We start from the raw sequence: 20581 nt of genomic DNA, 5'->3' as shown, positions 1-20581 counted from the left end.
ACCCCAACAGAACATCAGGACGGAAAACGGTCGGGTGCGCGGCGGGCGTCAGCCCTTCCGCCGGAACCAGCTCCTCGACGGCGCGGCTTCGGACCGCCGGCCACCGGTCACAGCCTCGATCCGCCGGGACACCTCCCCGTTGCCCATCCTCATCAGGAGCGAGCAGACCGCACCCGCCTGGCGCGTCCCGGCCACCGCCGCGACCGCCGTGTCGAGGTCCGCGTCGGCCCGGGCACGGTCGAGGTGGTGCAGGAGGTGGGCAACGGCCTCGTCCGGTCGGTGCTCGCAGAACCCCTCGGTCAGCCGGTCACGCACCTCGGGCGCCACCCCGGTCGCGGCGAGCCGCTGGATCAGGGCCGCCGCGCCCTTGGCGCCGGTCGCCGCGACCGCCAGCTGGTCGACCAGCCGTTCGACGGCGAAACCGTAGCCGGCGCCCGTCAGCGCGCGGATGAGCCGTGCCGTGGTCCCCGTCCGCATGGTCAGGTCGGCGACCACCCAGATCGCTCCCATCGGGCGTCCCGGCACGTGCCTCGGGGCGGTCTCCAGGATCTCGCCGACCCGAGCGGGCGACTCGTCCGCGAGGACGGCTTCGACGATCTGGGCGGCGTCGTCGCGCCGACCCAAATCCATCAGTCTGTCGATCACCGGGACGAGTTCGGGCACCGGACGCGCGACGCCCAGGATCCGCCGCAGCTCCGGCGCCGGTGCCACGGCCAGCAGGTCGGCGACCTCCGCCGGCGGCCGGAACAGGACCGCTGTCGCCTGGAGGGCCCTGTTCCGTCCCCACGAGGCCACGATCTCGGGAATCGGACGATTGGCTCTGAGCGCGCGCACCAGCGCCGATCGGTCCAGCTCCGTCGACGAGGCGAGCAGATCCCGGTACCAGGCCCCCACGTCCGTGGCCGCCGGGGCCAGGTCGAGCAGAGCCGCCGCACGAGCGAACCGACCCAGGGCCATCATGCCGGTCCAGATGGCGAAGGCGTCCTTCGCCTGCGCGAGTTCGCGGAGGAGGACCGCTGTCGTCAGGGGCGTTGCCCCACCCTGAGTGACGTGTTCGACCAGCTCGACCGCCCGCACCGGATCCAGCGCGGAGGCCAGGCCGTCCAGCGCCCCCACGCTCTGCGACGCCCCCCGCCGGTCCACGTCGAGGATCAGCCCGCCGACCCCCGCCATCCAGCGGGAATCCTCGACCGCGCCGGCCGTCCCGGCGAAACCGGCCAGCACCGCGGCGACCTCGCCCACCGGCCGATCGCCCATGACCTGGCAGGCCGCCACGAAGTCGTCCGGGTAGTTGGCCTGGCACATCGCCAGGAACGCGGCCACCGTCTCCGGCGGCTGCGAACGCACCGCGGTGTCCCGGACGAAGTCCGCCTCGCCCGCACTGCCCGAGCTGCGCAACTCCGTCAACAGGATCTCCAGTTCCAGCGGTCCGACCGGACCGCCGTCCCCGTACACGGCCAGCAGGCATTCGACGGCCTCCGCCGATGCGTCCCGCCCGGCCTCCCGGAACACCAGGGAGGCATGCGCCCGCACCCACGCGGAGACGCCGAGGGCCACGCGGCTCCCCGGGCTCGCGCCCCGCAGGAGCGCGATCCGGGGGACGGTCTTCGCCGCCGGGTCCGCCGTCAGGTAGTCGACGAGCAACTGGTCGACCGGTACCGGGCCCTGCTCCGGATCGGCGTCGACGGCGAGCAGGAGTTCCGCCGCCAGCTCCGCCGGCCGCACCTGCACGGCGAAGGTGAGCAGGAACGCGGCCCCTTCAACGGTCGCCACGCTCTCCCGTCGTGCGCCCACCTCTGCCAGACGCCGAGCCTGCCGGACCAGATCGCGGGTGGGCCACCCCCGCGCCGCCTCGGCCGCCACGTACAGGCCGAGCTTCGGCTGACCGCCGGCCAGCAGCTTCTCGGCCACCATGCTCTGGTGGGCCGTGCCCCGCTCCTCACAGATGCGGTCGAGCAGCGAACGGGCCTGCTCCCCGCTTCCGGTGCCCTGAAGCCACTCGGCGACTGCGGCCTGCTCCCGCGGGTTCCCATCGACGACGATCTGGCCGAGCAGCAGGCGGGCGCCCGCCGTCCAGTCCCGGTCGAGGAGTACGGCGAGCACGTCCTGCACTACCGTGTCGTCGCGGGCGAGGAGGCACGCCGCCACCTGGGGACCCGTCCGCCTGCGCAGCCGATGACGGCCCGGCATCTCGACGAGTTCGGCGAGCTCGCTCGGCGGCCGGTCACTCGACGCCAGCCGCTCCAGCACCGCGGACCGCCTTGCATCGCCCATGCGCTCCAGCATGACCAGCACGTCGGCCATGGGGCGCAGGTCGACCGCCCTCTGCCGAAAGGCGACGGCCATGGTGGGGAGGTGAACGCTCAGCCCCATAGCCAGCAGGTCGATCTCCGCGAGCGGATAGCGTTCCGCGAGCGCCGACAGCGCCTCGTCGACCAGGCCTGCCTCGTCCTTCGCGTCCCGGATGAAGTCCGCGATCTGGTCGACGTCCGCCCGGCACAGAGCCGTGAGTACGAGCGCGAGCAGATCCGCCGGTCCGTGTGCCCGGAGGAAGGCGGCCAGCTCGGCCACGGCCTCCGGGCGGAACGGCTCCAGGGCGCACCTCGTGACGGCCCTGCCGTCCTCGTCCGCGCCCACCTCACTCAGGCACACCAACAGAGAATGAAGCACCCGGAGTTCAAGCCGCCCCGCCTCCTCGTGGACCGTGGCCAGATGCCTGTCCTGACCGGTACGGCGCAGCTCGGTCAGCAGGAGGTGCCGGTCGTCCCGCTGGGCCACGGCGACGCGGAGCACGAACGCGGCGTCCTCCTCGGACCCCGATCGGGCCTCCCCGATCGCCAGCCACTCGACCAGCCGGGCCATCGACCCTGCGGCGATGGCCTCCAGCACGGCCGCGCGGTCCCGGTCCCGCCCGGCATCGGCCAGCACGGCGAGCAGGTGCTCCAGATCGGGCGGATCCCCGGCGGCGGCGACCGTCCGCACCGTTCCGTCCGCCTGAGCCTGGAGGCCCGCCGCCTCCAGCGCGTCGAGCAGCCCGGGCAGGTCCTCCCGTGGGCGAGCGGCGACCGCCAGGCCGAGCAGCCAGACCGCGCGTTCGATCTGATGCGCGCCGTGGAGGGCGACCGCCAGCTCGACCAGCGGTTCGACGGGTCGTCGCGTCGCCGCCGTCCACATCACGTCGACCGACGTGGCCAACTCCGCAAGTCCGCTCAGCTTCAGCACGTGGGCGGCGGGGGCGACGACGGCGAACTCTTCCAGGTACTCCGTCCGCCCGGTGGTCACGACCTGGTACAGGGCGTCCGCCATCAGCTTGGCCGGGTCCTTCACCACCGGCGGGACCGGCGCCGGTTCGCTCTCGACCGCGGCGACGACGCGCACGGTGGGTACGGCGGGCACGGCGGGTACCTTCAGCGCCCCCACGACCGCGAACTCCGCGTGCACGGCCTCCGTGAGGACGCGGACCTCCTGCGGCTTGCCCGCCTTCCGGTGCTCACGGTGCAGCGCGCTGACCCGCTCCTGCACGCCCGCCCGCAACTCGCCCAGGTCCAGCGGCCCCTCGTGCGAGAGCAGCACCTCCCGCACCGCGCGCGAGAACAGGCTGAACGAACCGTCGCCCGACGACGCCGTGGACTCCTCGGCCGGCACGAACCGCGCCAACTCCCCGGGGGCGCAGGCGTAGAGCCGCGCGACCTTCCGGCCTGCGACGGCCCGCATCTTGCTCGGCGACCACCCCGGCGGCGGCCCCATCGCGTCCCGGATCCCCTGCCGGCAGGCGTCGACCAGGAACAGCACCTGCGCGGCGGCGGTCTCCTGCAGCTCCTGCTTCCAGTCGATCGCGATGCACCCCGACCGGTAGGGCCGCAACTCCGGGTGGATGTCCTCCGGAACCAGGTAGTCCTGCCCGTCGACGTGCGTGCCGTGCCCGCTGAGGCTGATCAGCAGCCGCTCCCCCGGCTCGGCGCGCGCCAGGAAACCGACCACCTCACCGTTGACGAAGTTCGCGGTGACCTGCCGGCCGTCCCGAGGCCGGGGCGACTCGACCCGCACCCCGCGCCGCCGCAGCGCCTCGCCCAGCTTCTCCAGGTCGCGCGGGACGAAGCGCAGCGGCGCCTCGTCGTACGCACTGGCACCGATCAGCAGCGCCGAGAATCCGCCCGTCACTTGCCGAAGACGAAGGTGATTCCCCGAGTCCCCTTGACCTCGGACGTACCGACCAGTTGCACGCCGCCCTTGGCGGACACCTCGAAGCTCAACTGCACTTCCTTCAGCGGCAGCGGGCCGCCGCGCTCGGCGATCTTCTCGAACATCGCCTGCAGGGAGTCGACGGTCTGCTCCAGGTTGGTCCGCAGCGTCCCGACCGGAATCCGCCGCAGCACCGCCTCCCGGTCACGCCGGAACAGCCCCATGCTGTCGCCGTCCCCCGCCGACTCCTCCTCGCCCTCCGTCACCCAGAACACCAGCGACTCGGACTCCGCACCGATCTCCGGCTCGTCCATCGTTCCCCCACCCACCCCGACGTCAACGCTCGACCGCCGCCACAGAATAGCCCCTGCCCGCCTCCCGACGGCCAGGAGGGCGGCGCGGACCACGCCCCGAAGGACGCCTCGGTTCGGCCGGCGGTCAGGCCCGCGCGGATCAGCTCAGCGGAAGCCGCCCCCAGCACCACGATCCTCCGCGCGGGAAGTCGGCCGGGCCGACTTCCCGCACACCGTACGTCAACGCGCCTGCCCACGCTCGGCACCACTCACGAGCCCTCGTCCATCGGACCGGACGGGCTGCAGTCCGCGTCGGCCGCGCCGGCGGCCACGCGGATGCCGCCGAGGAGCATGGCGCGGAAGCCGGGGTCGGCGTAGGACTCCCGGGTGTGGCCCATGGCGGTGTACCAGGACCGGCCGCCGCCGTCGAGTTCCTGGCACCAGGTGATGGGGTGGTCGCCCATCCGGTCGGGGCCCGGGTCGTAGCTGGACTCGTCGACGGAGGCGAGGACGTGGACGGTGTTCCGGGGGTTGGTGCGGAAGTTGTACCACTCGTCCGACCGGATCCAACTGGCAGGCAGGTGCGCGGTGCTGGGATTGTCCCGGTCCTCGACGACCACCCGGGCCCGGAACTGCCCGTGCGGATGGCTCTTGAAGTAGGCGCCGACGACCCGGCCGTAGAAGGGCCAGTCGAACTCGGTGTCGGAGGCGGAGTGGATGCCCGCGTAGCCGCCACCGTCGCCGATGTACTCCTCGAAGGCGGCCTTCTCGGTGGCGTTGAGGATGTCGCCGCTGGTCGACGCGAAGACGACGGCCCGGTAGTCGGCGAGCCTGTCCGGCGTGAAGACCGTGTCGTCCTCGGTGGCGTCGACCGTGAACCCGTTCGCGGCGCCCAGGTCCTTGATGGCCTGGACCGCGGTGGGGATCGAGTCGTGCCGGTAGGCGCCGGTCTTGGAGAAGACGAGCACCTTGAACGCGGGCTCGGGAGCGGGCGCCGCCGCGGCGGCGCCCGCGGCACCCACGGAGGCGAACGGGATGAGGAGGGCGATCAGAGCGCCCAGGCCCGGCATCGGCCGGTGTGGACTGAGTCGGAACATTCGACCGAGTCTGCCGAACCCCGCGGCCGGCGCGGAGCACTCTCCGTGGGACCCACACGAACGGAAGACCGGACTGCGACGATTCCGAGACACCCGGGGCCTTGTCGGCCACCCCGCCGGAGCGGACCCTGGAACCACTGGTCGCTGACGGGGGTGAGCGATGAATCGCCTGGTGGGTGCGGTGTGTTCGGCGGCGGTCCTGGTCGCGGCGACCGCGTGCGGTCCCTTCGACGACGACGGCCCTCCGCGTCAGCTGGTGTTCCCCGAGCCGGCGTCGCGGTCCGCCCAGTGGATCGTGGACGCCGTGAGCCCGGAGGACGAGCGGCCGCCGCAGTGCCCGAGGCCGACGCTGTCGACCCTGGCCGTGCTCTCCGACGAAGGCTCCTGGGCACAGGCCTTCTGGGTCGTCGACGACGTCAATGTCTGCTCCGTGGTCATCGACAACGTCAACACCCACTGGAAGGGGGTCGAGTTCCAGCCGATCGACGGCCTGATCACCAGTAAGCCGGAAGCGTACAACTCGTCGTTCCCGACGCCGGATTCGTACATCTTCACCGTCTTCCACGGAGCGGTGCGGGGCCTCAGGGCGTCCGGTGGCACCGGGCACCTCGTCGGCTCCGTCCACGCGCGGACGGTCGTCCTCGGCTACGGCGAGGTCGTGACCTTCGTCGGACTCCACGTCCTGCTGCCCGGGCCCGGCGAGTCCGTCCCCCTGGACCTGTGCCCCGCGGACGGGCCGTGCCGCGCCGCGACCATCGACGGGGTCCCCGCGCACTTCGGGCCGGACCCCACACCCGGCGCAAGCGCATGACCGGCCGCGTGGCCGCGCCGGCATCCGGGTAGACAGACCGCGGAACCTCGGGCTGTCGGGCTGTCGGGCTGTCGGGCTCACGACACAGGGAGCGAAGCGTGCGGATCGACGTCGAGCGGGCACGTCAGGACACGGCCGGGTGCGCGAACGTCACCCACCTGAACAACGCCGGGGCCGCACTCCCGCTGCGCCCGGTGGTCGACGCCGTGGTCGCCCACCTGCGGCTGGAGGAGGAGATCGGCGGCTACGAGGCGGCGCTGCGGCAGGCCGAGCCGATCGAGCACGCCTACGACGCGCTGGCCCGGCTGGTCGGCGCCGCCCGGGAGGACATCGCGGTGGTGGAGAACGCCACCCGCGCCTGGGACATGGCCTTCTACTCCCTGCCCTGGAGCCCCGGCGACCGGATCCTCACCGCGCGTTCCGAGTACGCCAGCAACGCCATCGCCTACCTGCAGACCGCCCGCCGGCACGGCGTGCGCGTCGAGGTGGTGCCGGACGACGAGCACGGCCGGCTCGACGTCGACGCCCTGCGCGGGATGCTGGACGAGCGGGTCAGGCTGATCGCCGTCCCCCACGTGCCCGCGCACAACGGGCTGGTCAACCCGGCCGCCGAGATCGGGAAGGTGGCCCGCGCGGCCGGCGTGACCTACCTCCTGGACGCCTGCCAGTCCGTCGGCCAACTGGCCGTCGACGTCGGGGAGATCGGCTGCGACCTGCTCTCCGCGACCGGCCGCAAGTTCCTGCGCGGCCCGCGCGGCACCGGCTTCCTCTACTGCTGGCCGCGGATCCGGGCCGGCCTGGAGCCGCCCCTGCTGGACATGCACGCCGCCACCTGGACCGGGCCCCACGACTACCGGATCCGCCCGGACGCCCGCCGGTTCGAGACCTGGGAGACCAACCTCGCCGGCAAGATCGGCCTCGGCCTGGCCGCCGACTACGCCCTCGGCCTCGGGACGGACGCCATCGAGGAGCGCGTCACCCGACTCGCCGACACGCTCCGCCGCCGGCTGCGCGACCTGCCCGGGGTCCGCGTCCACGACCGCGGCACCCGGCTGTGCGGCATCGTCACCTTCACCGTCGACGGCCACGACAGCTTCCAGCTCGCCGACCAGCTGCGCGCGCAGCGGATCAACACCTGGGTCGCGTACACCGGCGCCGCACGGTGGGACTTCGAGTCGCGCGGCCTCACCTCCGTGGTCCGCGCCTCGGTGCACTACTACAACACCGAGGAGGAGCTCGACCGGCTCTGCGCGGCCCTGCCCGGCCGCCGGCCCTGAGCGCCGCCCGGGCAGCGCTCAGCCGAGGGTGATGCCGAACAGGCCCCGGAACGCGTCGGCGCCGGACGGGGTGACCCGGAGGGCGCGGCCGGTGCCGATGGGTTCGAGCCAGCCGGTGTCCATCGCGTGCGCGCGCAGCGCCTCGCCGAGGACGCCCGCGAGGTGGGGGCGGCGCTCGGTCCAGTCGAGGCAGCTGCGGACCAGCGGGCGGGAGCCGCGGCGCGGCTCGTCCAGGTCGATGCCGATGCCGGCCAGCCAGCTGCGGCCCGGGGCGGTCACGGCCAGGCCGCTGTCCTCCGTGACGACGCCGCGGGCCAGCAGGGCGTCCGCGAGGGCGACGCCGAGGGCGCCGGCGAGGTGGTCGTAGCAGGTCCGGGCGCGCGCCTCGGCGCTGCGCCGGACGCTCTCCCGCAGGTTGCGCGGCCGGGGTTCCGGTGGGGACGAGGCCGAGGCGAACGCGGCCAGCTCCTCGACCAGCGCGGCGGTGCCGGGCCCGGCGAGCCGCAGGTAGCGGTGACGGCCCTGGCGCTCCTCGACCAGCAGCCCTCCGGCGACCAGCCGGGTCAGCTGCTCGCTCGCGGTCGAGGCCACCACGCCCACGTGGTGGGCCAGTTCGCCCGCCGTCCAGGCGCGGCCGTCCAGCAGCGCGAGGCAGATCGCGGCACGGGTGGGGTCGGCCAGCAGCCCGGCGAGCCGGGCCAGAGGTTGCGCGGACATGGGTCCATCATGCCCCGGCCACGGTTCGGCGGGCGCCGAAGTCTCCCGCACCTAGCGTGGGCCGCATGACGATCTCCGACCCGTCCGGCTCCTCCCGCCGTGTCACCGGGTACGCCGACGCCCGTGCGGTGCTGGACGAACCGCTGCTGGTCCCCGAACCGGCCGCCGACGCGGCGGACGCCACCGCGGGCTCCCTGGCGTGGCTGCGCGCCACCGTCGCCCGCTTCACCGGCGACGGCCGGACGCACGCCCGCCGCCGCGCCCGTGCGGTGGCGGAGCTGGACCGCCTGGACCCGCGCGAACTGCGGTGGGCGGCCGCCGGCTCGGCGGTCGGCACGGACGACCGGCACACGGTCGTCCGCATCCTGGCCGAGCAGCTGGGCCTCCCCGGTCCGGACGCCGTGGCCGACGCCGTCCTGACCGTCTCCGCCGGATACTTCGGCGCCGACCTCGCGCCCGCCCGGGCCCGGGCCGCCGACGAGGCCGTCGCCGCGCTGCTCGCCGTCGCCGGGGAGCAGGACGACCCGCGGCCCGCGGAGGCCGCCGCGCAGCGGATCGGCCTGCTGGTGCAGGCGTGCGACGCGACCGCCCGGCTGGTCGAGCACGCCCGCCGCGCCGCGCCGGACGGGCTCCCGCCGGGCGGCGCGGACGCCCTCCTCGCCGAGGTGCTGCGACGGGACCCGCCGGTGACCGCGCTGCGCCGGCGAGCGGCCGCCGGCGTCCGGGTGGGCGCGCTGGACCTCCGCGCCGGGGAGGCGGTGCTGATCGACGTCACCGCCGCCGAGGCGGACGCCCCCGCCGGGCGCGCCGGTCTCGCCTTCGGCGCGGGGCCGCACCACTGCCCCGGCCGCGCCCAGGCCATGGCGCTCGCCGCCGGGCTGCTGGAGCGGGACGACCCGGCCCGGCAGATCACCGAAGCCGTCGCGCGGGTGCTGGACCTCGCCGCGACCTGGACCGCGTGGGACGGTCGACCGCTCGCCGTCGACGACCGCGTCTACACCCCGCACAAGGCGATCCGCCGGGTCGCCGACCACCTGGTCGACCACCTCGCCGAGTTGGAGGCCCGCCTGGCCGGCCAGGAACCGCAGCCCGACCACTGGCACGCCTCGGCGACCACCACCCCGGCCGACCTCGCCCCGTTCACCGCGGAGGACCTGGACGAGGCCCGCAGCCGGCTGGTCCGGCTCGACGGGATCTGGGCCGACCGCCTCCGGGCCCTGACCGAAGCCCAGTTGGACCGTTCGCCCGGCCGGGGCTGGCCGTTCCGGCAGCTCGCCGCACACGTCGCCGGCTCGCTGGACTACTACGCCGGGGCCATCGGCCGCCTCGGCGCCACCACCGACCCCGAGGAGCGGGCATGACCACCACCGACGCCGCCACCACCGCCGCCGACGCCGCCACCGCGTTCCGCGACCTGCACCACCGCCCCGACGCGCCGCTCCTGCTGCCGAACGCCTGGGACCACGCCTCCGCGGCCGCCCTGGCCGAGGCCGGCTTCGCCGCGATCGGCACCACCAGCCTCGGCGTCGCCGCCGCGGCCGGGCTGCCGGACGGAGCCGGACGCACCCGCGCCGAAACGCTCCGGCTCGCCCGCCGGATCGGCGGTCTGCCCGCCCTCCTCTCGGTCGACATCGAGGGCGGCTTCAGCGACGACCCGGCCGAGGTCGCCGCCCTCGCGGCGGAACTCGCCGAGGCGGGCGCGGTCGGCATCAACCTGGAGGACGGCCGCGCGGACGGCAGCCTCACCCCACCGCGCCTGCACGCCGCGAAGATCACCGCGGTCAAGTCGGCCGTGCCCCGGCTCTTCGTCAACGCCCGCACCGACACCCACTGGCTCCGCACCGGAGACGCCCGGGAGACGGCACTGCGCCTGGCGGCCTACCAGGACGCGGGCGCGGACGGCGTGTTCGTCCCGGGCCTGCCCGACCCGGCCGCCATCACGGCCGCGGTCGACACCACCGCCCTCCCGCTCAACGTCCTCGCCACCCCGGACGGCCCCTCGCTCCCCCGCCTCGCCGACCTCGGCGTGCGCCGCGTCAGCCTCGGCTCCCTCCTCTTCCGCCTCGCCCTCGGCGCCGCCGTGGACACCGCCACCCACCTGCGCACCCACGGCTCCCTCCCCCGGACGCCCACCCTCCCGGCCTACGCCGCGGTCCAGGCCCTGGCCGACTGATCGGCTGATCGATTGCTCGGCTGATCGGCTACCCCGTGCGGCACGCGACGTGCGGTACCGGGCGGCGACGGGCGCCTCCCCTCTTCCTCCGTCATGCGGGCGAGGCCACGCGGCCTGCCGGGCCCGGCTCGACCGACTTCACCCGGCGGCCGTCTGCGAGCGGCCCAGCAGGTCGAGCAACCACTGCTCGATCCAGTCGAGGAAGTGGACGGGGCCGCTCGCCGAGGCATCGTCCGGCTGGTGCGCGGCGGGGCGCCATTCGATCCGTTCGGCCCACTCGCCGTCCACGTCCCAGACGGTTCCGGCGAGTTCACCGGTCAACGCCAGGACCGTCCACCCGCCGCAGCCCCGCACGCAGATCCGCACCGCGCCGTCGAGCGGATGCGGCCGCAGCCGGAACGGTCGGACGCGGGCGTCGTGTGCCGTGATCGGGAACGGCGCGGCCGGATCGGGCGCCGGGACGCCGTCATCCGCGCAGTCGTCGCGGTCGAGCCGGACCTCGTAGCGGATCCTCTCCGGGGTCATCAGGCCGCCGTGCGGTCCGACTCCGAGCCCGATCTCCGTGAGGAACAGCGCGACCGCCTCCGGCAACGGCGTGCCCAGAAAGGCCTCCAGCTCCCTCACGACGGCCGTGTCGACCGGGCGCCCGAGCCGCCGGCGTCGCCTGTCCGGCTGCCCGGCGGCGAGCGCCGCCAGTTGCCGCCCGATGACCGCCACCCGGCGGGCCGGAGATCCTTCCGCAGTCCACGTCATGCGCCCAGCATGAGTCCTGACAGGAGCCGCCCGCCACGCCGATCCGGCCGAGGAGTGCGGGACGCCGGACCAAGCGCCGCCGCGCCTGGCCCGTGGCGCGCCGCCTCGTCGCACCACGGGGCTAGAGTGGCGCCGGAGTCACGACGGGGGGAGCGGCACGGTGGAGACGGAAGACGTCAGGGAGTTGACCCGGCGCGCGTTCGGGGAGTGGGCACTGCGCAGGGTCGACCCGGGGTGGGCCGCCGAGCGGATCGCCCACGAGCCCACCCGCCGCCTGGTGACCGAACTCGGGCTGCCGGTCCAGGGGCCGGGCTTCTTCTCCCCCCACCTGCACGAGGACCGGCACTGGCCCACCATCCGGGAACGCTTCGAGGCCTGCGCGCCCGAATCGCTCGGCACCCGGCTCTGCACCGAGTTCGGGCACTACCTCTACTTCTGCGACTTCAACGGCGAGGACATCCACCTCGACCCGGAGTCCGGCCGGCTCTACTGGTTCCGCGGGCTCCACGACACCGTGGAACGGCTCCTGGTCAACAGCGGTGTGGCCGAGTTCCTGACCTTCCTGGCCCTGATCGAGATCCACCGGGTCGTCGACGGCCGCCCCTTCGAGGACTTCCGCGAGGGCACCGAGGAGGAGTACGCGACGGCCCTGCGGTCCGTCCTCAAGGGCGTCGTCTTCGGCGTCCGCGACGTGGACCGGGCCGTCTTCCCGCCCAGGGGGGCCGCCGAGGGAGCCGAGCGATTCGAGTCCTTCTGGCACCCCTGGCTCATCGAGTACGCCGACGACGACCAGGCCTTCGACTCCTGGGCCTGGGACCGCCATTCCGCCGAGTACTTCGCCGCCCGCGGCATCCACGACCTCGCCGACCGCGAACCCCGGCACCCGGTGGACCTCTCGCTCGGCTGATCCGCACGCCGGGGCGGGCCGCGCCGGCGCGGGCTCCGGCGGGCGCGGGCTCCGGCGGCTACCGGCCACGGGTCCACAACTCCAGGAGGGCCAGCAACGCCGGGCCGCTCACCCCCGCGATGCCGAGCACGGCCCTGCGCCGCGCCTCCTCCCACAGCGACGCCCGAACGCCCCGCCGCCCCGGCCCGTCCTCCGGCGTGGGTGTCTCACGGTCGATCCGCATGCCAACCTCCCGACTGATCCGCGAACTTGCGGCCTCCTCCGGCGTGCCCGGCCGGCCGTGGCACCACCTTCCCGCCGTGCGGCGGCCGCGCCGGCCACTCCCGGGCGGGCCGGGCGGACGACGGGCTAGGGTGCCGGTCAGGGCCGTACGGAGCGCCTGCCCGCAGCGCCCGCTCCGGGCGAGCCGGGCGACAGGTCCGGGCGGGACGGACCGGGCTGGACGGGCTGGACGGGCTGGGGAGGGACGCGGACGGATGGGGCCGGCAGAACGGCGGGTGTGGGAGTTCCTGAGCGGACTGCGCGCCCGCGCCGAACGGCAGCGGAAGAAGGACGGACTGCCCACCGCGCAGCGGACGGTGGAGAGGGAGCTCCGGGCACGCCGACTGCCGTCCGGCGGCCGAGGGTTCTCCGGGCAGCGGATCAGCGAGTGGGCCGCCGAGAAGCCGTCCGGTTTCAGGCTGCCGCAGTCGCGCAACGACGACACGGTCGTCGCGCTCGCGTCCCTGTGGGCGGACTGGGCGGGCGAGCAGCCGCCCGGGCGAGGACTGCGCGACCTGCTGGAGAAGGCCCGCGACGAACGGGCCGAGGAGCGCCGTGAGGCCGGCCCGAAACCGGAGGCCGCAGGGGCCGGCACCGCTCTGGACCTCACGGCCCGGCAACTGGAGGTCCACGACGCCCCTCTTCCGGCACCCTACGACTGGGCGCTTCCCGAGCTCACCCCGTACCTGACCCGCGACCTCGACGGGAAGCTGCGGGAGCGGCTGGCCGCCGCGCTGGCCGGCGGAACATCGGTCCTTCTCGTCCTGACCGGGGAATCCTCCACCGGCAAGACCCGCGCGCTCTATGAGGCCGTCCGGGAACTGGCGCCGCACCGCCCGCTGCTGAGGCCGGCGACGGCCCATGACCTGCTCGCCCTGATCCGCGAGGGCGAGGTGCGGCACGGCCCGGTGCTGTGGCTGAACGAGTTCCAGCGCATCCTGCTCGACGGCGACGGGGAGCGGGCGGCGGCCGAACTCCGCGCCGTACTGGAACGGCGGCCGGGGGTGGCGGCGGTCGCCACCCTCTGGCAGCACCCGTACTGGCTGGAGCTGACCGCCCAGGGCCGGCTCCCCGACCCGCACCCGCAGGCCCGGGCCCTGCTGCTCGGCGCCCACACGCGCCGGATCCGGGTGGCGGGCCGGCTGACCGACGAAGAGCGCTCACGCTGGCGGCAGCTGACGACCAGCCATGGTGACACCCGCCTGCGGTACGCCCAGAACGCGGGAGGAGCGGACGGGCGCTTCGTCCAGCACCTGAGCGGTGGCCCGGAACTTCTCGACGCCTATCTGAGCGGTCCGGGCGACCACTTCACCCACCACGAACACGCGCTGATCAGCGCCGCACTCGATGCCCACCGGCTCGGCCACGAGACGCCGCTGCCCGCCGCCCTCCTCGCCGAGGCGGCGGATGCTTCGCTCGCCGCGCAGCACCGCGCGGCCTCCGCCGAGTGGGCCGGACCCGTGCTGGACGCGCTGAGCAGCGGCGTGCGGCCGGACGGCACGCGCACGGACATCCGCTGCAGCCTCGCGCCGCTCAGGGTGCGGCGCGAGGCGGCGGGAGACCGGCCGTTCTTCGAACCGACCGACTACCTCCGTCAGCACGTCAGGCGGTTCCGCGCCGACCGGGCCGGTTCCGCGGCCCTCTGGGAGGCGCTCGTCCGGCACACCCGGGACCTTCAGGATCTGCAGCGGTTGCAGGACGCCGCCTGGCGCCGCGGCCTCTTCCGGTACGCCGTGCGCTTCGACTGGAAAGCCGCCCTGTCCGGCGACGGCGAGTCCCTCGTCCGGCTGCTCCAGCGCCTGTCGAAGCAGCCGGACGTCGGAGCGGCTGCCCACTGGGTGGTCACGCACGTCGACATTCCCCCCGCCGCCCAGGTCGGACAGGTCCTCCGGGCGCTGCGCGCGGCGCAGGCGCAGGACGCCGTCGACGCGTTCGCCACTCGACTCGTCGAACGGGTCGACCCTCTCGACGTCGGGACCGCGGGCGCCCTCGCCAAGGAGCTGACGGAACAGGGCGTGTCCGCGGGGGTGATCGACCACCTCCTCGACTCGGTCGCGGCCCGTATCGATCAGATCGATCCCCGAGCGATCCCCGCCGCACTGCGCAGCCTCGCGGGCGTGCCCGACGGAGGCGTTGCCGACCTCCTGGCGCACCGCGCCGCCGCCGAACTCGATGTCACCGACCCGACGGCACCCTGGTTGGTCGCGACCCTGCACGCGGTCGGCTCGGACGACGCCCTGCGGCTCTTCGTCTCGCGCGTGGTGTCGCGGGCGTCGCACCTGCTGCCCGAGGCGTTGCCCTCCCTCATGGGGGAGTTGTGGGACGCCGGGGCCCACGAGGCCGCCCTCACCCTGATCGAGTCGGATCCGGCGGCCCGGATCGCTTGCGTCGACGCCGAGCAGGTGCTGCGCCTGCTCAACGTCCTCCTCGCCGCGGGAGCCGACGCCTCGGTGCGGACGCTCCTGAGCCGACGACCGGCCGCGATCGTCGACCTGGAGTCGGACGACTGCGAAGAGCCACACCACCTCTGTGAGCTGCTCCGAACCCTCAAGGAGATGGGCGCGTTCGAGGAGTTCGCCGCTCTGGCGCACCACGCCGCCGCGGAGATGGAACTGACGGACCCGTCCTCGGTCGCCGCACTGATCGACCTGCTCCAGGCGGAGGGCCGGCAGCGCGCCCTGCGGACGCTGCTGGATCGGGACCTCGCGTCCCGCGTCTCCTACTACGCGGCGGACGAACTCCGCCCCCTCCTCTCGGCACTTCAGCGGATCGGCGCATCCGCGCAGTTCGACGCCCTGAGCGCGGGGCTCATCGAGGGTCTGGAACTCAACGGGTCCGAGCACATCACGGAGGTGGCGGATCTCCTGCTGAGTCTCGGCGCCGAGCGTGCCGTCGACGACCTCGCGGCGTGGCTCGTCGTGAACTCGCCACCGGGCAGCAGGCTCCTCGCTGTCTCCGGCCTGGCCGAGGCCGGCGCCCAGGACGCCGCCAGGCGGGTCGCCGTGCACGTCGCCTCCCACGTCGAGGACCCCGATCTGGACGAGCTCGGCCTGCACGCCTGGTACTACCGGACCTCCGACGCGCCGGAGGCCGTCCGCGTCCTGGTCGACCGCGGGTTGGTCGACCGCGCCGATCCGGCCTCCGAGGTGGATGACGTCCCGCACGCGGAGATCCTGGAAGCCCTCTGCTTCGCCGGGGCGACGGCGGCGGCGTGGACCTTCGCCGAGCGCTGCGCCGCCGGGATCCACCTCGACGACACGCACGCCATCGGCGCGCTGCTGAAGTCCCTGACCACAGAGGGGATGTCCGACCACGCCGAGGCCCTCACCCGCAGGGCCGCCGCAGGCGCGGCCCTGAACCACGTGAACAGCGTCGCGACCCTGCTGGAAGCACTGCTGGAGGCCGGGAGGACCGATGCGGTGGATCAGATCCTCCGGCGGGATCCGGTGGCACAGCTCGACCTCACCCGCGCGTCGACAGGGCACAACGCGCGCCTCCTGGAGGTGCTCCGCAAGACCGGCTCCCCCCAGGCCGACGCCTTCGCCCGGCGTTCCCGGGCCGCCGGCGGCCTCCCCGTGGACGCGCTCCTGCCGTACGGCCTGGATCCTGACGGCAGCCCTGCCGCCCCGTGGTCCTGGGAACAGTGCTTCCCGTCTGATCAAGCCCGCCTCCGCCGGAACCAGCCCGACGGAGGGAGTTCGACGTAGACCTCCCCGGTCGCGGCCGCGATCCGCTTCAGCACGTCCTGGTCGCGCAGGTCGCGCAGGACCGACTTGATCCCGTCCACCTCCGTCCGACTCCTCCAGGTGGCCGTCACCGCGATCGCCTTCCCCAGGTCCGCGTCGAACCGGGAGCGGCCGAGGCCGTGCAGAAAGCAGGCGACGTCCTCGGCCGAACGGCGCCGGCAGAACCCCTCGGTCAAGCGGTCCCGCACCTCGGGCGGCGCACCGTTCGCGGCGAGTTGCTCGACGAGGCGCACCGCTTGCTCAGGGGTGCTGTGGGTCGTGTTCGCGAGTTCGTCCGCCAGCAGCTCGGCACCGCGCGGGCACCCGGCCTGCACCAGGGAGCGGATGAACCCGACGGAAATCCCCGTGCGCGCCGTCGATCGGGCGACCGCCCCGGCCGTTGCCCTGGTCTGCGTCCACGCGCCGGCCTCCAGGATTTCACCGGCCCGGGCGGGCGCCTCGCGGGAGATCAGCATCTCGATGATCCGATCGGCGTCGCCGACCTGACCGCATGTCGTCAACGTCTCGATCAGCAGGACGAGTTCGGACGCCGACCGGGCAGCGGCCAGCAGCCGCCACAGCTCGGTCAGGACGGGCTCGACGCCCGGCGAGTCCAGCGCGGCCAGCAGGGCGGCGACGTCCTGCGGCGGCCGGAAGAGGATCGCCGTCGCCCGGAGCGCACTGCTTCGCCCCAGCGACGCGACGATCTCGGAAATCGGACGGTCCGCCCCCACCGCCTCCAGGGCCGCCGCCCGGTCGATCTCCACCGGGGAGGTGGTCAGGCTCCGGTACCAGACCACGAGGTCCGTGGCCCATGGGGCCTGGTCGAGCAGGACGGCGGCGAGTCCGTACCGACCGAGGGCCTGGAGGCGCCTCCAGGCGACGACCGCGTTACTCGACTGCGCGAGCGAATACCCGAGGGCAGCGAACGTTCCGGAGGACGCCCCGAGCCGGGAGACGTGTTCGAGCAGTTCGACCACCTGCCCCGCGCCCAGGCCGGCCACCAGATCGCTCAGCGCCGCCACGGGCGGCAGTCCTCGCCTGTCCACGTCGATGAACAGGTCACCGACCGCCTGCATCGAGCGGGACCACCGCGAGGCGCCCAGCACCACCGCGGCCAACTCGCCCGCCCTACGAGCGAACAGCTCGCACGCGAGCGCCCGCCACCGGTCCTGGTCGGCCTCCTGCACGTACCGCACGGCGCAGGCCTCGAGCGCGCTCTTCGTACCCAGAGGGCTGGCCAGCACAGCGGCCACCTCCCCTGTCGGCCGCCCGGCCACGGCCGCGCAGGCCGCCGCGAAATCGTCCGAGGCTTCGCCGTGGAACAGCACCAGGAACTCGGCCACCGAGTCCGGCGGCTGCGAACGCACCGCCGTGTCCCGAACCCGGGCTGCGTCATCATGGCTGCCCGCCGTCCGCAGCTCCGCCAGCAGCCCCTGAAGCACGGCCGGCTGGACCGACCCGTCGCCGCCGCACGCGGTCAGCAGGCACTCGGTGGCCTCCTCGGACCCCGTCAGCCCGGCCGCCCGGAACAGCGCGGGAGCGTTCCTCCGCGCCACGTCGGAGACGCCCTTGGCCAATCGGCCCCCGGGCTGTGCGCCCCGCAGCCGGATGATCCGGGAGACGATCTCCGCGGGCGGGCAGCCCGTCAGGTAGCAGTCGAGCAGACGCTCCATCGACACCGGAATGCTCTGCGGTTCAGCGTCGACCGCGAGCAGCAGGTCCGCCGCCGACTCCGGGCGGCGCAGCTGGACGGCCCTGATGAGCAGGAAGGCGATGTGCTGAGCTGTTGTCTGTCTTTCCGTTCGCCCACAGGTCGCGGCCAGGTGCCGGGCCAACCGGACCAGGTCGCGGGCTCCCCACCGCCGGGCCGCCTGATTCAGTAATTGATCGCCGAGCCTCGGGTACGGGCCGGCCAGCAACCTCGCGGCCAGGTCTTCCAAGGCCGACGCTCCCCGCTCCCTGCACGCACCGGCGATCAGCGCTCGGGCTTGCTTGCCGTGGCCGTCCCGCTCCAACCGGACGGCGAGGTCGGCCTGCTGCGCCGGATCCCTGGTTCTGACGATCCGCCTGATCAGCAGCTCCGACCCGGCTTCCCACCCCCGCGCACCGAGTTCGGCGAGCACGTCCTTCAGCAATCCGTCGTCGTGGGCCCGGAGACCGACCGCGGCCCGATCGCCCAAGCGCTCGCGCAGCTCCGGGCGGCCGGGCATCTCGACGAGTTCGGCGAGATCCGCCGGCGACCGGCGGGGCGCGGTGATCCGATCGAGCAACGCCGGCTGGTCCGCCTCCTCCACACTCTCCAACAGGTCCAGCAGATCGGCCACCGGCCGGTCGCAGAGCGCCTTCTGCCAGAGAACGGAAGCCGATCCGCCGAACCGGCGGACGACCAACGTCTCTGCCAGCACGCTCAACTCCGCCACCGGGTAGCGCTCCACGAGCACCGACACGGCCTCACCGACCAGGCTGCCGTCGTCGTCCTGCGCCGCCTGGAGGAAGTCCGCCACCTGGTCGGCGCTCGCCCGACACAGCGCAGCGAAGACCAGCGGCAGCAGCTCGGCCGGCCCGTACTGCCGGAGCAGGAGCACGAGCCCGGCCACCTCGGCCGGGCGGAACGGCTCGACCGCACACTGCAGGACGGCCCTGGCGTCCTCCTCCGCTCCCTCCCGGCACAGGCGATCCAACAGCACTTGCAGTAGCGGCAGTTCGATGCGCACAGCTTCCTCGTGGGCCGTACGGACGTGCTCATCCTGTCCGGCGGAACGCAGCGCGATCAGGAGGACGTGCTGGTCCTCCCGATGGGCCATCGCGCGGCGGAGCACAAGCGCGGCGTCCTCGGCGAAGCCGGAGCGTGTTTCCCCGATCGCCAGCCACTCGATCAGCCTGTCCATCGGCCCGATGGCGGTCGCCGTCAGCACGACATCGCGGTCCCGATCCCGTCCAGACTGGCCCAGCAGGGCGCGCAGGCGCTCCAGTGTCCGCGGATCATCGGTGCCGGCGGCCTCCCACAGCAGTCGGCGCGCCTGACCTCGTAGGCCCGTCGCCTCGACCGCGTCCAGCAATTCGGGCAGGTCCTCCAGCCGCTGCGGCACCTTCAGCAACCGCACTGCCTGAGCGAAACGGTCGACGTCGTGCAGCCTGCACACGAACCCGACCGCCTCGGGTACGGACAGGCCGGCCACCACACGGACCATCGCCGCCTCCAGCGGCTCCGCCAGCTCCGCCCGCAGGTCATCCGCGACGAGCAGCGCCATTCGGTCGTCCGCCGGGCGGTCCTCGACGGCCACGTCCATGAGACGCACCGCGAGTTCGATACTCCCCGCGCCGCAGAGCCTGCCCGTCAGCTCGACCAGCGACTCGACGGGCCGTCGCCGCGCCGCCGCCGTCCACATCGCCTCGACCGCCGGGCCGAGCATCGCCAGACCGCTCAGCTTCAGCAGGTCGGCGGCGGAGCCCACGACGGCGAACTCCTCCAAATACTCCGTCCGCCCGGAGGTGACGACCTGGTGCAGCGCGTCCGCCATCAGCTTCGCCGGGTCCTTCGCCACCACGGCGTCCTGCTCGACGGCCGGAGCCACGGCGCTGTCGACAGGTGCGGCCGCGCGCGCCGTCCGCAACTCCCCGACGACCACGAAGTCCTCGTGCACCGCCTCGGTGAGCACCCGGACCTCCTGCGGCCAGCCGTCCTTCCGGTGGTCGCGGTGCAGCGCGTCGATCCGGCCCTGCACCCCGTCCCGCAACTGGCCGAGGTTCAACGGCCCCTCGTGCGACACCAGCACGTCCCGCACCGCCCGGGAGAACAGGCTGAACGAGCCATCGGCCGACGCCGCCACGGACTCCTCGGCCGTCACGAACCGCGCCACCTGCCCCGGCGCGCACGCGTACAGCCGCGCGACCTTCCGACTCGCCACGGCCCGCATCTTCTCGGCCGACCACCCGACTGGCTCCCCCATCGCGTCCTCGTCGAAGCCCTGCCGGCACGCGTCGATCAGGAACAGCACCTGGGCGGCCTTGGTCCGCTCCGCCTCATGCCGCCAGTCGATCGCGATGCACCCCGACTGGTACGGCACCACCCCCCGGTGCATGTCCTCGGGCACCAGGAAGTCCTGCCCGTCCGCATGCGCCCCGTGCCCGCTCAGGCAGACCAGCAGCCGGTCCCCCGCCCGGGCCCGCATCAGGAAGCTGCCCACCTCGCCGTTGACGAAGTTCGCCGTCACCTGCGTGCCCGCCCAGGGCCGGGACAGCCTGACCTCGACCCCGCGCGCCTCCAGTGCCTTGCCCAACCCCTGGAGGTCGCGGTGCACGAAGCGCAGCGGAGCCTTGCGGTAGTCGGCGGCACCGATCAGCAGCGCCGAGAATCTCCCCACCCGGTCGGTCACTTACCG

General features: G+C 74.0%; 13 protein-coding genes. 6 read left to right on the top strand and 7 right to left on the bottom strand.

Annotated features, from left to right (window positions below; translation table 11 throughout):
- Positions 1-48 precede the first annotated feature (48 nt).
- The 3 genes from ACPC54_RS09415 to ACPC54_RS09405 form a co-directional block, all read right to left on the bottom strand.
- Positions 49-4161 (bottom strand): caspase family protein, encoded by a 4113-nt coding sequence (locus tag ACPC54_RS09415; protein WP_498962967.1) that lies wholly within the window; start codon positions 4159-4161, stop codon positions 49-51.
- On the bottom strand, positions 4158-4496 hold the full coding sequence (locus ACPC54_RS09410; protein WP_498962964.1) for a Pepco domain-containing protein: 339 nt from the start codon (positions 4494-4496) through the stop codon (positions 4158-4160). Before ACPC54_RS09410 ends, ACPC54_RS09415 begins: the two co-directional genes overlap by 4 nt.
- 248 nt (positions 4497-4744) lie before the next feature.
- Positions 4745-5572 carry a ThuA domain-containing protein gene (locus tag ACPC54_RS09405; protein ID WP_498962962.1) on the bottom strand — a complete coding sequence of 276 codons (828 nt, stop codon included), beginning with the start codon at positions 5570-5572 and terminating at the stop codon, positions 4745-4747.
- Between the two features lie 160 nt (positions 5573-5732).
- Between ACPC54_RS09405 and ACPC54_RS09400 the strand changes: the two genes are divergently transcribed.
- A complete protein-coding gene (locus ACPC54_RS09400) occupies positions 5733-6383 on the top strand; it encodes a hypothetical protein (protein WP_498962961.1) in 651 nt (216 codons plus the stop codon).
- A gap of 98 nt (positions 6384-6481) precedes the next feature.
- The gene (locus ACPC54_RS09395; protein WP_498962959.1) at positions 6482-7660 is read left to right on the top strand and encodes an aminotransferase class V-fold PLP-dependent enzyme; all 1179 of its coding nucleotides are present in this window, start codon (positions 6482-6484) and stop codon (positions 7658-7660) included.
- 18 nt (positions 7661-7678) lie between these two features.
- Here the strand turns inward: ACPC54_RS09395 and ACPC54_RS09390 are convergent, their stop codons facing one another.
- Positions 7679-8377, bottom strand: coding sequence for an ArsR/SmtB family transcription factor (locus ACPC54_RS09390; protein WP_498962957.1), 699 nt, complete (start codon positions 8375-8377; stop codon positions 7679-7681).
- A gap of 65 nt (positions 8378-8442) precedes the next feature.
- Between ACPC54_RS09390 and ACPC54_RS09385 the strand changes: the two genes are divergently transcribed.
- Positions 8443-9738 (top strand): hypothetical protein, encoded by a 1296-nt coding sequence (locus ACPC54_RS09385; RefSeq protein ID WP_498962955.1) that lies wholly within the window; start codon positions 8443-8445, stop codon positions 9736-9738.
- Complete coding sequence (locus tag ACPC54_RS09380; RefSeq protein ID WP_498962953.1) at positions 9735-10550, top strand: isocitrate lyase/PEP mutase family protein; 816 nt, start codon at positions 9735-9737, stop codon at positions 10548-10550. The genes ACPC54_RS09385 and ACPC54_RS09380 overlap by 4 nt, the downstream gene beginning before the upstream one ends.
- Before the next feature lie 138 nt (positions 10551-10688).
- Here ACPC54_RS09380 and ACPC54_RS09375 read toward each other — a convergent pair whose 3' ends face one another.
- Positions 10689-11303: a hypothetical protein gene (locus ACPC54_RS09375; RefSeq protein WP_498962951.1), complete on the bottom strand. Its 615-nt coding sequence runs from the start codon at positions 11301-11303 to the stop codon at positions 10689-10691.
- A 160-nt stretch (positions 11304-11463) separates the two neighbouring features.
- Here ACPC54_RS09375 and ACPC54_RS09370 point away from each other — a divergent pair, with 160 nt between their 5' ends.
- Positions 11464-12210 (top strand): SUKH-4 family immunity protein, encoded by a 747-nt coding sequence (locus ACPC54_RS09370; protein WP_498962949.1) that lies wholly within the window; start codon positions 11464-11466, stop codon positions 12208-12210.
- A 58-nt stretch (positions 12211-12268) separates the two neighbouring features.
- Here ACPC54_RS09370 and ACPC54_RS09365 read toward each other — a convergent pair whose 3' ends face one another.
- Positions 12269-12433, bottom strand: a complete 165-nt coding sequence (locus ACPC54_RS09365) for a hypothetical protein (protein ID WP_498962947.1) — start codon at positions 12431-12433, stop codon at positions 12269-12271.
- Positions 12434-12686: 253 nt separating this feature from the next.
- Here ACPC54_RS09365 and ACPC54_RS09360 point away from each other — a divergent pair, with 253 nt between their 5' ends.
- Positions 12687-16178: a hypothetical protein gene (locus tag ACPC54_RS09360; RefSeq protein ID WP_498962946.1), complete on the top strand. Its 3492-nt coding sequence runs from the start codon at positions 12687-12689 to the stop codon at positions 16176-16178.
- On the opposite strand, the gene ACPC54_RS09355 is transcribed toward ACPC54_RS09360, so the two are convergent.
- Entirely contained in the window at positions 16130-20575 is a 4446-nt protein-coding gene (locus tag ACPC54_RS09355) for a caspase family protein (RefSeq protein WP_498962944.1), read from the bottom strand. The two genes, ACPC54_RS09360 and ACPC54_RS09355, sit on opposite strands and share 49 nt — an antisense overlap.
- Positions 20576-20581: the final 6 nt, after the last annotated feature.

Origin of the sequence: Kitasatospora sp. NPDC094028, assembly GCF_049543595.1 — a bacterium.
Lineage (GTDB): Bacteria > Actinomycetota > Actinomycetes > Streptomycetales > Streptomycetaceae > Kitasatospora.
This window is presented reverse-complemented; position numbering and strand designations above follow the sequence as displayed.

What these genes read in the sequence shown, in the direction of transcription:
- ACPC54_RS09410 (WP_498962964.1), bottom strand. Translation starts at nt 4,496, where the DNA reads ATGGACGAGCCGGAGATCGGTGCGGAGTCCGAGTCGCTGGTGTTCTGG.
- ACPC54_RS09405 (WP_498962962.1), bottom strand. Translation starts at nt 5,572, where the DNA reads ATGTTCCGACTCAGTCCACACCGGCCGATGCCGGGCCTGGGCGCTCTG.
- ACPC54_RS09400 (WP_498962961.1), top strand. Translation starts at nt 5,733, where the DNA reads ATGAATCGCCTGGTGGGTGCGGTGTGTTCGGCGGCGGTCCTGGTCGCG.
- ACPC54_RS09390 (WP_498962957.1), bottom strand. Translation starts at nt 8,377, where the DNA reads ATGTCCGCGCAACCTCTGGCCCGGCTCGCCGGGCTGCTGGCCGACCCC.
- ACPC54_RS09385 (WP_498962955.1), top strand. Translation starts at nt 8,443, where the DNA reads ATGACGATCTCCGACCCGTCCGGCTCCTCCCGCCGTGTCACCGGGTAC.
- ACPC54_RS09380 (WP_498962953.1), top strand. Translation starts at nt 9,735, where the DNA reads ATGACCACCACCGACGCCGCCACCACCGCCGCCGACGCCGCCACCGCG.
- ACPC54_RS09375 (WP_498962951.1), bottom strand. Translation starts at nt 11,303, where the DNA reads ATGACGTGGACTGCGGAAGGATCTCCGGCCCGCCGGGTGGCGGTCATC.
- ACPC54_RS09365 (WP_498962947.1), bottom strand. Translation starts at nt 12,433, where the DNA reads ATGCGGATCGACCGTGAGACACCCACGCCGGAGGACGGGCCGGGGCGG.
- ACPC54_RS09360 (WP_498962946.1), top strand. Translation starts at nt 12,687, where the DNA reads ATGGGGCCGGCAGAACGGCGGGTGTGGGAGTTCCTGAGCGGACTGCGC.